Origin of the sequence: Saccharopolyspora dendranthemae, assembly GCF_007829955.1 — a bacterium.
GTDB lineage: Bacteria > Actinomycetota > Actinomycetes > Mycobacteriales > Pseudonocardiaceae > Saccharopolyspora > Saccharopolyspora dendranthemae.
On the sequence record NZ_VIWX01000007.1, the window covers coordinates 66,566 to 80,059 of the forward strand.

Annotated in this window: 11 protein-coding genes; 9 read left to right on the forward strand and 2 right to left on the reverse strand. The window is 70.8% G+C overall.

The genetic code is table 11. The features are described 5' to 3' along the window. Position 1 precedes the first annotated feature (1 nt). The 4 genes from FHU35_RS27045 to FHU35_RS27060 are packed head-to-tail and all read left to right on the forward strand — an operon-like array spanning position 2 to position 3,449. A complete protein-coding gene (locus FHU35_RS27045) occupies positions 2-439 on the forward strand; it encodes a DUF4247 domain-containing protein (RefSeq protein WP_145744846.1) in 438 nt (145 codons plus the stop codon). After that, positions 436-1,410, forward strand: a complete 975-nt coding sequence (locus FHU35_RS29480; protein ID WP_186459643.1) for a hypothetical protein — start codon at positions 436-438, stop codon at positions 1,408-1,410. Before FHU35_RS27045 ends, FHU35_RS29480 begins: the two co-directional genes overlap by 4 nt. 30 nt (positions 1,411-1,440) lie before the next feature. Next, positions 1,441-1,866: a DUF350 domain-containing protein gene (locus FHU35_RS27055; protein WP_145744848.1), complete on the forward strand. Its 426-nt coding sequence runs from the start codon at positions 1,441-1,443 to the stop codon at positions 1,864-1,866. Next, positions 1,863-3,449: a polyamine aminopropyltransferase gene (locus tag FHU35_RS27060; RefSeq protein ID WP_145744850.1), complete on the forward strand. Its 1,587-nt coding sequence runs from the start codon at positions 1,863-1,865 to the stop codon at positions 3,447-3,449. Before FHU35_RS27055 ends, FHU35_RS27060 begins: the two co-directional genes overlap by 4 nt. A 75-nt stretch (positions 3,450-3,524) precedes the next feature. Here FHU35_RS27060 and FHU35_RS27065 read toward each other — a convergent pair whose 3' ends face one another. Next, on the reverse strand, positions 3,525-4,625 hold the full coding sequence (locus FHU35_RS27065) for a LacI family DNA-binding transcriptional regulator (protein ID WP_145744853.1): 1,101 nt from the start codon (positions 4,623-4,625) through the stop codon (positions 3,525-3,527). 187 nt (positions 4,626-4,812) lie between these two features. Between FHU35_RS27065 and FHU35_RS27070 the strand changes: the two genes are divergently transcribed. From FHU35_RS27070 to FHU35_RS27085, 4 genes are all read left to right on the forward strand, one after another. Further along, the gene (locus FHU35_RS27070; protein ID WP_145744855.1) at positions 4,813-5,907 is read left to right on the forward strand and encodes an ABC transporter ATP-binding protein; all 1,095 of its coding nucleotides are present in this window, start codon (positions 4,813-4,815) and stop codon (positions 5,905-5,907) included. A 225-nt stretch (positions 5,908-6,132) separates the two neighbouring features. After that, positions 6,133-7,119, forward strand: coding sequence for a metal ABC transporter solute-binding protein, Zn/Mn family (locus tag FHU35_RS27075; RefSeq protein ID WP_145744857.1), 987 nt, complete (start codon positions 6,133-6,135; stop codon positions 7,117-7,119). Further along, the gene (locus FHU35_RS27080) at positions 7,116-7,976 is read left to right on the forward strand and encodes a metal ABC transporter ATP-binding protein (protein ID WP_145744859.1); all 861 of its coding nucleotides are present in this window, start codon (positions 7,116-7,118) and stop codon (positions 7,974-7,976) included. Before FHU35_RS27075 ends, FHU35_RS27080 begins: the two co-directional genes overlap by 4 nt. 17 nt (positions 7,977-7,993) lie before the next feature. Further along, positions 7,994-8,857: a metal ABC transporter permease gene (locus tag FHU35_RS27085; RefSeq protein WP_425474191.1), complete on the forward strand. Its 864-nt coding sequence runs from the start codon at positions 7,994-7,996 to the stop codon at positions 8,855-8,857. Between the two features lie 80 nt (positions 8,858-8,937). Here FHU35_RS27085 and FHU35_RS27090 read toward each other — a convergent pair whose 3' ends face one another. Next, on the reverse strand, positions 8,938-9,972 hold the full coding sequence (locus FHU35_RS27090) for an ADP-ribosylglycohydrolase family protein (RefSeq protein WP_145744865.1): 1,035 nt from the start codon (positions 9,970-9,972) through the stop codon (positions 8,938-8,940). Positions 9,973-10,301: 329 nt separating this feature from the next. Between FHU35_RS27090 and FHU35_RS27095 the strand changes: the two genes are divergently transcribed. Then, complete coding sequence (locus FHU35_RS27095) at positions 10,302-13,115, forward strand: AfsR/SARP family transcriptional regulator (RefSeq protein ID WP_145744867.1); 2,814 nt, start codon at positions 10,302-10,304, stop codon at positions 13,113-13,115. Positions 13,116-13,494 lie beyond the last annotated feature (379 nt).

Genomic DNA, 13,494 nt, shown 5'->3' on the forward strand with positions numbered 1-13,494 from the left:
CATGAAACCCAGGTACTGGTTCGTCATCGCGGCGCTGGCCGCCGTTCTCGCCCTCATCGTCGGTCTCGTGATGATCTTCTCCACCGGCTCGGGCCCGCGTGGGTACGTCGCACACCACTACACGCGGGCGGCGCAGCTCGACATCGCCGGCGACGACGACAACGAGGCCTACACGAGCCCGAAGCCGCCGAGCGTCGTGGCCACCGAGATCACCAGGAAGTGGCGCCCGCAGTCGCAGTCCGCCGACTCCTCGGGCGTCTACTTGCGCTACTCCGGTGACGCCGTGATCATCCAGCCCCACCAGCGCGGATCGGTGATCCACCTGATGGACGCCGACCGTGCTTACCGGCGCTACCACAGCCACGTCGGGCACGTGTGGGGTTGGACGTCCACGCACGGCGAGAGCTTCCGGGGCCGCGGTCCGGGGGCCGGGAAATGAAGAAGTGGGTTCTCATCGGACTCGCGGTCCTGACGCTCGTCTGCGTCTTGCTGGTCACGACGCTGTTCGGCGGGTCCACGCAGACCACCTTCACCTCCGACGAGACGACCTACTACAGCCAGAACTCCCGTTACACCGGCCTGGAGTCCGAGAGCTTCAGCCAGGACGAAGCGCAGCAGCTCAGCCGGCAGATGGCGGACCTGGAGAAGCTGCACGGCGTCTGCTTCGGCTGGAAGCTCACCGACGGCGCGACCAGGCGCTCCGCCCAGGGGTCCAGCCGGGGCCCGGACGTTCCCGCGGAATCCTGCCCGCGCTGGGTCGAGACGCAGGTCTTCGTGGCCAACGCGGCCGACGACGACGATCTCGACGCAGCCGACATCGAGGTGCGGGCGTCCCCGGGGCTCGGCGCGCTGCCGGACGCGGACGACTATGTGGGGCTCGGCATCTCGGCCGATGCGCTGGTCGGCGCCACGGTGGCGTTCACCGGTCAGGCCGCTCGCGCGACTCCGCTGCTGCTGGTGGAGAGCGGAGCGCTGCCGCCTCCGCGAGTCCCGGATTCGACCGGGACGCCGTCGGCACCGCTCCCGGAGGCCGACGGCTCCGGTTCGAGCTGGCCGGCGTGGGCGTGGCTCATCGGGCTCGGGACGGTGGCACTGCTGGCCGTGCTGCTGGGGCTCCGGGCTTCGGCCAAGCAGAAGAAGCAAGCACCGCCGCCTGTCCCCGGACCGCCCCAGGGGCCACCACCACAGGGACCGCCGCCACAGCACGGCCCGCCACAAGGCTTTCCGCCGCAGGGCCACCCGCCGCAGGGACCGCCGCCGGGTTATCCGCCGCAGGGGCCACCGCAGGGCTATCCGCCGCAGGGGGCACCGCCGGGTTACCCGCAGCCAGGACCGCCGCCCGGGTACGGGCCGCCAGGGCCGTACCGGCCACAACCTCCGGGGCCGCCGCCGGCGGGACCCCGGCGCTGACGCACCACGACACGGGAAGGGCACATCACCTTGCTCAACGAACTGCTCGCCGGCCTGTTCGCCGCGGTCGCCTACGGGGTGATCGGCGTGGCGATGATGGCGCTCGGCTACCTCCTCGTCGACCTCGCCACGCCCGGCAAGCTGCGCGACCTGATCTGGGTCAACCGCAACCCGAACGCCGCGCTGCTGCTGGTGTCCGGGCTCGCCGGTGTCGGCATCATCCTCACCACCGCGATCGTGGCCAGCGCCGACGACCTGCTGCTCGGGCTGATCGGCACCGTCGCCTACGGACTGCTCGGCCTGGTGCTGATGAGCCTGTCGTTCCTGCTCATCGATGCCATCACGCCGGGCAAGCTCGGTGACGAGCTGTCCTCGCCCACCATGCACCCGGCGACCTGGGTGTCGGCGACCGCGCACGTGGTGCTCGCGGTGCTGATGGCCGCCGCGATCTATTGACGGCCACCGAAGCCCCCGCGACCGCGGAGGAGACCGCGTCACCGCGAGGGCGCACCGCGCGGTTCGCGGTGCTGGTGGCCGTCTTCGTCTGCGCGGCGTGCGGTCTGGTCTACGAGCTGGCCCTGGTCGCGCTCGGCAGCTACCTGATCGGCGACACCATCGGGCAGGCCTCGATCGTCCTGTCGCTGATGGTGTTCGCGATGGGCGTCGGCGCGCTGGCCGCGAAACCGCTGCAACCGTGGGCTGCGGCCGCGTTCGCCGGCATCGAGCTGCTGCTGGCGCTGCTCGGCGGCCTCAGCGTCCTCGTGCTCTACGCGGCGTTCGCGTGGCTGAGCCTGTACCTGCCCGCGCTGATCGCGACCGCGCTGGTGCTGGGTCTGCTGATCGGCGCCGAGATCCCGCTGCTGATGGTCCTGCTGCAGCGGATCCGGCAGCAGGACGCCGGGTCCGCGGTGGCCGACCTGTTCGCCGCCGACTACGTCGGTGGGCTCGTCGGTGGCCTGGCCTTCCCGTTCCTGCTGCTGCCGCTGTTCGGTCAGGTCCAGGGCGCCCTGCTGGTGGGGATGCTCAACGCCGCCGCCGGGCTGGGCCTGGTGCTCACGGTGTTCCGGCGCGAGCTGAGCAAGCGCGCCCGGCTGCTGCTGATCGGAGCGTCAGCGCTGGTCGGCGTTCTGCTGGTGGGGGCGTACGCGTTCGCCGACGACTTCGAGGTCACCGCGCGGCAGGCGCTCTACGCCGACCCCGTGGTGCACGCCGAGCGGTCGCCGTACCAGGACGTGGTGCTCACCGAGTCGGCGTCGCTGAGCGGGACGCCGGACACGCGCATGTACCTCAACGGCGACCTGCAGTTCAGCTCGATCGACGAGTACCGCTACCACGAGGCGATGGTCCACCCGGCGATGAGCGGTCCGCGCGAGCGGGTTCTGGTGCTCGGCGGCGGAGACGGCTTGGGGCTGCGGGAGATCCTGCGCTACCCCGACGTCCGGGACGTCACGCTGGTCGACCTCGACCCGGCGGTGCTGCAGCTGGCCCGCACGGATCCGCGGGTGACCTCGTTGAACCACGACGCCTTCGAGGACCCGCGGGTGCGGGCGGTCCCCGGCGACGCCTTCACCTGGTTGCGGGAGAACCGCGAGCGCTTCGACGTGGTGATCGTCGACATGCCCGACGCTGACTCCACGGCGACGGCCAAGCTGTACTCGGCGGAGTTCTACGGCCTGGTCGAGCAGGCCATGTCCGACGGTGCTCGCGCGGTCGTGCAGTCGGGTTCGCCGTACTTCGCGCCGAAGGCCTACTGGTGCGTCGAGGCCACGCTGCGCTCGGTGGGCCTGCGCACCACGCCCTACGAGGTGTCGGTCCCGGCCTTCGGCGAATGGGGTTTCCACCTGGTCACCGGTGGCGCGGAACCGCCGGAACCGCGCCTGCCGCAGGACGTCCCACCGCTGCGCTCGCTGAACGCCGAGACCCTCCAGGCCGCGCGCGTCTTCCCGCCCGACCGGGATCGGTTACCGGGCCTGACGCCGTCGACGCTGATGCACCCGACGATCCTCGACTACGCGCAGGGCGAGTGGTCCAACTACTGAGCGTCTCGGGCCCGAATGTGAAAATTGCCGTTCACCGGGGTGAACGGCAATTCTCCTGCGGTTTCGTGACTGCGGTCACGGACCGAACCAGAACTCCTCACCGGAACGCGGCGGGCCGGACGTGGCACCGGCGATGAGCTGCGTTTCGAGCTGGATGTGCCTCGGGCGGCTCGGCTCGCTGGTCTCCAGCAGGAGCCGGCCCGCGGCGCGGCCCTTCTCCAGCCAGGGCTGGCGGACCGTGGTGAGACCGGCTCGCTCGGCGTCCGGGATGCCGTCGAAGCCCGTGATGGTCAGGTCTTCCGGCACCCGCAGCCCGCGGTTCTGGGCCTCGCGCAGCGCGCCGAGCGCCAGGATGTCCGAGGTGCACACCAGTGCGGTGATCTCGGGGTCGATCTCCAGCGCCTGAGCGGCGGCGGAGGCGCCCGAGTCGAGGGTGTGGTCGAAGCGCTCCACGACGGGCACGGTCGTCCAGTCCACGCCTGCCTCGCTGAACTCCTCGGCGAGCGCGGTCAACCTGGCCTTCTGCACGTGGAAGCTGGCGTTGGCCTGCCGCTGCACGGTGGCGGGGCCGTCGTTGCGGCCGCGCGCGAGGCGCATGCACAGCACGCCGATGCGCCGGTGGCCGAGCCCGATCAGGTGGCCGGCGACGGCCTTGATGGCCTGCCGGTCGTCCGGGCCGACCCAGTCCAGGTTGTCCAGCCGCGGCTGGTCGCAGACCACCACGGGGACGGGACGCTCCATCACGGCTGCCAGGTGCGGGTCGTCCTCGGGAACGGAGTACACGACGAACCCGTCGACACCGGCGCGGTGCACGGCCGCGACGTCCTCGCGCTCCGGGCTGGCCGGTATGAGGGTCAGTCCTTGCCCGGCGTCTTCGCAGGCCAGCGCGAGCCCTTCCAGGAAGCCGACGGCTCCCGGGTCGCGGAAGGCGTAGGAGAGGTTCTCGGTGAGCAGCAGACCGACCGCGCCCGCCTTGCGGGTCCGCAGTGAGCGCGCCACCGGGTCCGGTCCCGGGTATCCGAGCCGCCGCGCCGTCTCCAGGACGCGTTTGCGCAGCTCAGGGGACAGCTGATCCGGACGGTTGTAAGCGTTGGACACCGTCGTCCGGGAAACCCCGAGTTCCGCAGCGAGCGACGCGAGGGTCGCAGGCCGCCGGGCATTCGTTGACCGCGCCATGGAGGAACCGTAACGGTTCAGAACCCGAGGGTGAAGCGAGCATGACTTACATCCCACTGATGTTCGAACCGTGAACACGGAACGACGCGGAGTGATCACTCTCCGGAATTGCGGCAGTCGGTGGGGTGACGTTCCGTCGAATCGACGCTACTTTCTCCTGGACCGATTGTAGTGAAGGGTGTCACAAATGGCTGAGGTCGCGTACGTCAACGCCTCTCGCGTCTACCCCGGCAGCCCGCCGGTCAAGGCGGTTGACCAGCTGGAGCTCGACGTCGCGGACGGCGAGTTCCTCGTTCTGGTGGGGCCCTCCGGTTCCGGGAAGTCCACGGCGCTGCGAATGCTGGCCGGGCTCGAGGACATCGACGAGGGTGGCATTTCGATCGGTGGCAGCGATGTCACCAACACCCCGCCCAAGTCCCGGGACATCGCGATGGTGTTCCAGTCCTACGCGCTCTACCCGCACATGACGGTCGCCGAGAACATGGGATTCGCGCTCAAGCTGCGCAAGACGCCCAAGGCGGTCATCAGCGAGAAGGTGACCGAGGCGGCGCGGATGCTCGACCTCGAGAAGTACCTGGACCGCAAGCCCAAGGCGCTCTCCGGCGGTCAGCGCCAGCGAGTGGCGATGGGGCGCGCGATCGTTCGCGAACCCAGCGTCTTCCTGATGGACGAACCGCTGTCCAACCTGGACGCGAAGCTGCGCGTGGAGACCCGCGCCAACATCGCCGCGCTGCAGAAGCGGCTGGGCACCACGACCATCTACGTCACCCACGACCAGGTCGAGGCGATGACGATGGGTCACCGCGTGGCGGTGCTCAAGGACGGTCTGCTGCAGCAGGTCGCGACACCCCGCGAGCTCTACGAGAACCCGGCGAACGCGTTCGTCGCCGGCTTCATCGGCTCGCCCGCCATGAACCTCAAGACCGTCCCGCTGACCAGCGAGGGCGCGGTGCTCGACGGCGCCACGGTGCCGCTGTCCCGCGAGACGCTGGCCGCGGCGGGCGACCTGGAGCAGGTCACCTTCGGCGTTCGTCCGGAGGCGCTGGAGCTGACCTCCAGCGACGCCGACGGGCTCGACATGACCGTCGAGCTGGTCGAGGAGCTGGGCGCCGACGCCCTGATCCACGGCTCGATCTCGGTCGGCGGCTCCTCCGAGCGCTTCGTGGTCCGCGCCGACGGGCGCACGCCCCCGGCCCTGGGCCAGCAGGTCAAGGTGGCCCTCCGCGACGCGGGCGAGGTCCACCTGTTCCACCCCGAAACGGGCGACCGCCTCGCTTCGTGATCCGTGCGCGGCGTCGCCGCTCGCACCAGGTCCTCAACGCCCCCGCCCGGATTCCGGGCGGGGGCGTTGTTGCTGCATGTGGCTGATATCGCGTTCGGAAATACACCGGGTGCTGGAGCGTTCGGAGGAAGGGTGCTTAGACTGCAGTTGACAACGGTTTCCGTTACCGTTCGCAACTGGAGTCACTCGAGAGCGTCCTCCACTGATCACCCGGGAGTGCCACCCATGACCGTCCGCAGCCGCTCAGCTGTGACCGCATTAGCCGGACTGACCGTCGGTGCCATCGCGTTGACCGGCTGCTCCGCCGGTGGGCCCGCCGCTCCCGGGCCGAACGACAAGATCAAGGTCGTCGCCTCGACGAGCGTGTGGGGCAGCGTCGTGCAGGCCGTCGGCGGCGACGGCGTCGAGGTCGAATCGATCATCGAGGACGCCGGGGCCGACCCGCACTCCTACGAGAGCAGCCCGCAGGACGCCGCGAAGATCAGCGACGCGAACCTCGTGGTGCTCAACGGCGGTGGCTACGACGACTTCATGACCCAGGTGCTCGGTGACGCCCCCAGGCCGACCGTGCAGGCGGTGGCCGGCGGCGGGCACGAGCACGGCGGTCACTCCGGCGACGAGCACGGTGGTGAACCCGCGGGTGAGCACGGTGGGGAACCTGCTGGTGAGCACGCGGGTCACGATCACTCCGGCAACGAGCACGTCTGGTACGACCTGCACGTCGTCCACGAGGTCGCCGACAAGGTCGCCGCCGAGCTCGGCAAGATGCAGCCCGCCAAGGCCCAGCAGTTCGAGGCCAACGCCGAGGCGTTCGAGCAGCAGGTCGCCGGGCTGGAGGGACGCGTCGGCGAGATCGCCGCAGCTCACCAGGGCAAGCCGGTGATCGTCACCGAGCCGGTGGCGCACTACATGGTCGAGGCCGCCAAGCTGAACGACGTGACCCCGCCTTCGTTCGTCAACGCCATCGAGGCCGAGACCGACCCGTCGGCCGCTGCCGTCGCCGACATCCAGAACGCGATCAACGCCCGCCAGGCCGTTGCCGTGCTCTACAACCCGCAGACCGAATCGCCGGTCACCCGCAACGTGCGCACCGCCGCTGACTCGCAGCACATCCCGGTCGTCCAGCTGACCGAGACGCTGCCGCAGGGCCAGAGCTACGTGCAGTGGATGGACGCGCAGATCACCGCCTTGCAAGGTGCGCTCAACCGATGAACTCAGAACGAGTAGCGGAAACCACTCCGGACCCGGTGGCGGCTGAGGCCGCGGCCGGGTCTCCGGCCGTCTCGCTGCGCGACGCGACGCTGGCCTACGGCGATCGGACCCTGTGGTCCGGGCTGGACCTGGATGTGGCGCCGGGCGAGTTCGTGGCGGTGCTCGGGCCGAACGGTTCGGGCAAGACCAGCCTGCTGCGCGTGCTGCTCGGCCTGCAGGAGCTCAACTCCGGGACCGTCCACATCGGATCGGAACCGGCCCGGCGCGGCAGCGACCGGATCGGCTACATCCCGCAGCAGCGCGCGCTGGAGGCCAACGTCACCGTGCGCGGCAGCGACCTCGTCGGCCTCGGCCTCGACGGGCACCGCTGGGGCCTGGGCTTCGGCGGTCGCCGCGAGCGCAAGCGCCGGGTGGCCGACGCGCTGCGCGCCGTCGAGGCGACCGAGTACGCGACGATGCCGGTCGGGCTGCTCTCCGGTGGCGAGCAGCAGCGGCTCCGGGTCGCCCAGGCGCTGGTCGGCGACCCGTCGGTGCTGCTGTGCGACGAACCGCTGCTGTCGCTGGACCTCTCGCACCAGCGCAAGGTCTCCCGGCTGATCGCGGAGCAGGCTCGCCGCAGCGACGCCGGCGTGCTGTTCGTGACGCACGAGATCAACCCGGTGCTACCGCTGGTGGACCGGGTGCTCTACCTCGTCGACGGCCGGTTCCGGATCGGCACGCCCGACGAGGTGATGAACTCCGAGACGCTCTCGGAGCTCTACCGGACCGACATCGAGGTGGCGCGGGTCGGCGGGCGGCTCGTCGTGGCGGGTGCCGAGAACGACGATCACCACGTGGTGGGGGCGGAAGAAGCGTGAACGACATCGGTGAATCGCTGAGCAGGGTGTTCGACTTCGACACCATGATCAGCCTGCTCGGCTACCCGTTCGTCCAGCAGGCGCTGCTGGCCGCGGCCGCGCTCGGCCTGGTGTCCGGATGCCTGGCGCCGCTGGTGGTCGCCCGCAAGATGTCCTTCGCCGTGCACGGCACGGCCGAGCTCGCCTTCACCGGTGCCGCCGCCGCGCTGCTGGTCGGCGCGAGCGTCGGCGTCGGCGCCTTGGCCGGTGCGGTCGTCGCCGCGCTGCTGCTCGGTCTGCTGGGGCAGAAGCACACCGAACGCGACTCGGTGATCGGCGCGATCCTGTCCTTCGGCCTCGGCGTGGGCGTCTTCCTGCTGTGGCTGAACCCGGAGCGCACGGCGAACAAGTTCAGCCTGCTGGTCGGCCAGATCGTCGGGGTCGACTCCTCCGACGTGCTGCTTCTGAGCGTCTCCGCGCTGGTCGTGCTGCTGGTGCTGGCCTTCGTCTACCGGCCGCTGCTGTTCGCCAGCGTCGACCCCGACGTCGCGACCGCCCGCGGCGTCCCGACCCGCGTGCTGACCCCGCTGTTCGCGGTCCTGGTCGGCGTGGCGACGGCCTTGGGCGTCTACACGGTCGGCGCGCTGCTGGTCCTGGCCCTGATGGTCACGCCGGGCGCGGCCGCCGCGCGGGTGACCGCGAGCCCGGTCCGCGCGACGGTCCTGGCGGTCGTCTTCGCGGAAGTGGCCGTCCTGGGCGGAATCCTGCTGTCGCTGGCCCCGGGAGCCCCGGTCAGCGCCTTCGTGACGATCATCTCGTTCGTCATCTACCTGGTCTGCCGCGCCATCGGCACCCGCCGTCTCACCCGCGCCACCAGGACTCCGGTCCCAACCGCCGCCTGAATCCACCCCGCGCCCGGGCGTGCACGTGCAGGTCAGGACGCGGCGCCAACGCGAAATTCGAATATCGCGAGAGCGGTGGGTCAGGCGAGGCCCAGGTAGCGGCGTTCGTTGAAGGGTTCGCCGGAGCAGCTGGCGCCCAGGTCGTGGCCGATCCGCTCGATGACGTCGGCCAGTTCGAGGCGGGCCAGCCAAGGGCGGGGGAGGACCGCTGTGCCGTGGCGGGCACCGAGGATGCTGCCGGTGACCGCGGCCGTGGAGTCGCTGTGCCCGGAGTGGTTGACCGCGAGCCTGATCGCGTCGGCGAACTGCTCGGGCTTGGGCAGCGCCAGCGCGCAGTAGACCCCGATGGCCAGCGCTTCCGGGCCCACCCAGCCCTGTCCGAGCCGTTCGATGTGGCCGACGCTGGCGCCGAGCCGTGCCAGCGTGGCGGCTTCGGCGAGGGCGTTGGCGGTCTCGTAGTCCTCCCGCAGGACCCGGCCTGCGGCCTGGTCGATCGCGGCGGGCAAGCGGCGCTGCTGCACGGCGACCAGGTGCACGATCAGCGCCAGCGCTCCGGCGGACGCCCAGCCGCCGACGCCGCCGTGGGTCAGCGCCGCGCTCTGGCAGGCCAGCTGGTAAGCCATCTCGCCGGTCGGGGAGAAGCCGATCGGTGTGCTGCGGTCGAGGCCTCCGCACCCCTTGGAGGTGTTGCGCGGCCGGTCGGGCGTGCCCAGTTCCGGTTCTTCCAGCGCGCGCAGGCTGGTCAGGCCGGGGGCGCGGCTGACGTAGAGCTCGGTCTCCGCGAGCAGCCCGGTGGCCCCGGGAGCGGGCTTGTCCTCCTGCTGGGTCAGCAGCCAGCGGCGCAGCGATGCGGCGGTGGACTCGACCGGCCGCCACTGCCCGCCGTTGTTGCCCGAGGTCCAGGCGTGCAGGTAGCCCTCGCCTGCGAACAGCGCCATCTGCGTGGCATCGCCGAGCAGTGCTTGCGGCGCGGGTTCGGTGAGCCCGTCGGGGCCGAAGTCGGCTCGGATGTCCTCCAGCGGCGCGTACTCCACCAGGGTGCCGAGCGAGTCGCCGAGGGCGCCGCCGAGCAGGCAGCCCACCGCCCGGTCGACCACTGTGGACGTCGTCGGCACGGGTGGAGCTCCTTCCGCGGCGTCCTACTGCGCCACTCGTTCGGGTGATCGACGCACACAGACTTTACTTGCCGACCTCGTCTGCCGGGAGGTGTTCACCGGAGTGTCCGGTTCGGACCGCGAACGCGGGCGCGAACCACCTGAGCAGCGCCCATGCCGCCCCGCTCCGGGGGAGCAGAATGAGTCGGGAAACACGGCGCGGATCTCTCACCCGGCATTCCGGGCGTGCTCCATTGGTGTGAGGCTGGTGAACGCGTCGGTCTGGCGTGCGTTCCGGATCGCTACCGTGTGTCGGTCGCGGAACGGGCCAGAAGTCGAATTGGGTGAGAATGACGCCGCACGGCAGCTTAGAGGGGACCGCAGGCTTCGAATTCCGCCTGCTCGGTCCGCTCGAGGTGCACCTCGATGGCGTTCCGCTGGAAGCTGGGCGCACGCCGGTGCGCGCTCTGCTCGCCTGCCTGCTGCTGGAGCCCAACCAGGTCGTGCCGATGGACCGGCTGATCGACACCCTGTGGGACGACGAACCACCGGTCAGCGCGCGCACGATCATCCAGGGCTACGTGTCCCGGCTGCGCAAGTTCTTCGGCACCGGTGGTCCCGAGATCATCACGCGCGCACCCGGGTACCTGCTGCGGGTCAACGGCGACCGGATCGACGCGCACCGCGCCCGCAGCCTGATCAACCGCTCGCACGGGCTCGAGCCCGCCGAACGATCACGCCTGCTCACCGAGGCCCTCTCGCTGTGGAGCGGACCCGTGCTCGCCGACATCGCCGGCAGCAGGCTCTACCGGATGGTGGCGCCCAACCTCGACGAGCTCCGGCTGCTGGCGCTGGAAGAGCGCATCGCCGCCGACCTGGAGCTGGGCAGGCACCACCAGCTCGTCGCCGAACTCGCCACCCTCGTCGATCAGCACCCCGTGCGCGAGCGGCTGACCGGTCAGCTGATGCTCGCCAACTACCGCGCCGGGCACCGCGCGGAGGCCCAGGCCCGCTACCACGAGCTGCGCCACCGGTTGTCCAACGAGCTCGGTATCGATCCCGGTCCCGAGCTGCGCGAGCTCTACGAGAAGCTGCTGCGCGACGACCCCGCGCTGCGCAACCACCCCAGCCGGGTCGAACCCGGACTGGGCATCCGTCGCCCGGTCCCCGCTGAACTCCCTCCCGCACCAGCCGGTTTCGTCGGCCGCAAGCTGGAATTGGCCACCCTGCAGGCGATGCTGGACACGCGCGAAGAGGGATCCGGCCTGATCACGGTGCTCACCGGCACGGCCGGAGTCGGCAAGAGCGCGCTCGCGCTGACCTGGTCGCACCGGGTCTCCGAGCAGTTCCCCGACGGCCAGCTCTACGCCTCGCTGCGCGGCTTCGACTCCGAGCACGAACCGCTCACCCCCGGCGAGGCGCTGACCAGCATGCTCAAGGCGCTCGGCGTGGCGGCCGACGCGATCCCGGTCGAGATCGACGACCGCACAGCGCTCTACCGGTCACTGCTGGCCAAGCGGAAGGTGCTGGTGCTGCTGGACAACGCCCGCGACTCCGACCAGGTGCTGCCGCTGCTGCCGGGCAGCGCCGCCTCGGTGGTCGTGGTCACCAGCAGGAAGCGGCTCGACGGACTCGTGGTGCGCTCGGGCGCGCGGGTGCTGCCGCTGGAAACGCTGCCCACCGAGACCGCCATCGAACTGCTCGACCGCGCAGGCGTTCCCGGCAAGTCGGCGGCCGAACCCGATGCCGCGGCCGAACTCGCCGAGCTCTGCGGCGGACTCCCGCTGGCGCTGCGCATCGCCGCTGCCCGGCTGGCCGCCAACCCCGCGCGCGGCGTCTCCGACCTGGTGCACGAGCTCGCCGACGAGCGAACCCGGTTGCAGGGCCTCGACATCGACGACGACGCCGACACCAGCGTGCGCCGCGCCTTCGACATCTCCTACCGCAGCCTGCCGCCGGTGCACGCCGAGACCTTCCGGATGCTCGGCCTGGTCCCCGGCCAGACCTTCACCGCGCACGCCGCGGCCGCCCTGTGCGGGACCGACCCGGCCGCCGCGCAGCGCAGGCTGCGCGCCTTGGCCCTCGCGCACCTGGTCACCGAACCGGAACCGGACCGCTTCGGGATGCACGACCTGCTGCGCGCGTACGCGCGGGAGCTCCCCGCAGGCAGCGACGACACCGAGGCCCTGCGCCGGTTGCTGGGGCACTACCTGTGCTCCGCCGACCACGCGCGGCGCTTCCTCCGCCCGGCCCGCGACGAGCTCGACTTCTCGGCGGCGAGCGAGCACCGCCCCGAGATCACGTCCCGCTCGCAAGCCCTCGAGTGGTTCGACGCCGAGTGGCCGAACCTGGTCGCAGGGGTCCGCGCCGCCAACGCCGCCGGACTGCACGACATGGCCTGGCCGCTGGCCCGCCTGCAGTTCAACTACCTGATGGTCCGCTGCCCCTGGGAGGACTGGATCAGGATCTACTCCGACGGCGCCGAATCCGCCCGCGCGGTCGCCGATCCCGTCGGCAAGGTGCTCATGTCGGCCGGGCTCGGCGTCGCCTGCGCCCGGTCCGGGCAGCTCGACGAGGCCCTCGCGCACTACGAGGAGTCCTACCGGGTCGCCGTGCAGACCGGCGACTCCGAACGCCTCGCGATGACGCAGGTCAACCTCTCCAGCGTGCTGTTCCGGCTGCGCCGCTACGAAGAGGCCAAGGTGCACTCCAAGGACGCGCTGAAGGTCTACCGCTCGCTCGGCGACCGCTACTTCGTGGCCGGTGCGCTCAACAACCTGGCGATGGTCGAGCAGGTCAACGGCGAGCTGGAAGCCGCGCTGAGACACCTCCGCGAGGCCGAAGACCTCTACCGCGAGGCCGATGACCTGGAAACCCTCGCGATGGTGCTCAACAACTGCGGCGAGGTCAGCATCGAGCTCGGCCGCATCGAGGACGGCGAGCGCTTCCACCACGAAGCGCTCGACGTGGCCCGGCAGTGCGGCTCGGCCGTGCGGCAGGGCTCGGCCAACCTCGGACTCGGCGACGCCGCACGGCTGCGCGGCGACATCCCCGTCGCCTGCACCCGCTGGGAGACCGCGCTGTCGATCTTCGAGGTGGAGGGATCACCGAAGGTCACAGAGGTGCGGCAGCGGCTCGACGAGGTCGTCGGACAGCCCGGCTGAACGACCGTTTAGCGCGCGTTTAGCGGACGTGTAGCAGCGACTGGGAACTTTGATCGTGGCGGATCAAACCGTGCTTGATCCGTGCACGGGCGGCTCTGGGGGAAGTCCTAGGGGGGATTGTCGCCCCGGTCGTCCCGGCCGTACGCGGTCGGGACGACCGCAGGGGGTTAGGGCATCCGGGGAACCGGATGTGGGGGTGTGCAGGCGCTCGGACGGTTCGGGGGAGCCGCCCGAGCGTCTGTCTTTGTTCGTGGGGGTCTGCGGCTGAGTTGCTTGGCGGTGCGGGTGGGGGAACCTGAGCGGCTCCGTGGACTCCGCGCGCCACTCCTGATGTATGCCAATACACGGCGTCGCGGCGTGCTCGCCACGAAGCCGCTCA

What these genes read in the sequence shown, in the direction of transcription:
- FHU35_RS27045 (WP_145744846.1), top strand. Translation starts at nt 2, where the DNA reads ATGAAACCCAGGTACTGGTTCGTCATCGCGGCGCTGGCCGCCGTTCTC.
- FHU35_RS29480 (WP_186459643.1), top strand. Translation starts at nt 436, where the DNA reads ATGAAGAAGTGGGTTCTCATCGGACTCGCGGTCCTGACGCTCGTCTGC.
- FHU35_RS27065 (WP_145744853.1), bottom strand. Translation starts at nt 4,625, where the DNA reads ATGGCGCGGTCAACGAATGCCCGGCGGCCTGCGACCCTCGCGTCGCTC.
- FHU35_RS27070 (WP_145744855.1), top strand. Translation starts at nt 4,813, where the DNA reads ATGGCTGAGGTCGCGTACGTCAACGCCTCTCGCGTCTACCCCGGCAGC.
- FHU35_RS27075 (WP_145744857.1), top strand. Translation starts at nt 6,133, where the DNA reads ATGACCGTCCGCAGCCGCTCAGCTGTGACCGCATTAGCCGGACTGACC.
- FHU35_RS27080 (WP_145744859.1), top strand. Translation starts at nt 7,116, where the DNA reads ATGAACTCAGAACGAGTAGCGGAAACCACTCCGGACCCGGTGGCGGCT.
- FHU35_RS27095 (WP_145744867.1), top strand. Translation starts at nt 10,302, where the DNA reads ATGACGCCGCACGGCAGCTTAGAGGGGACCGCAGGCTTCGAATTCCGC.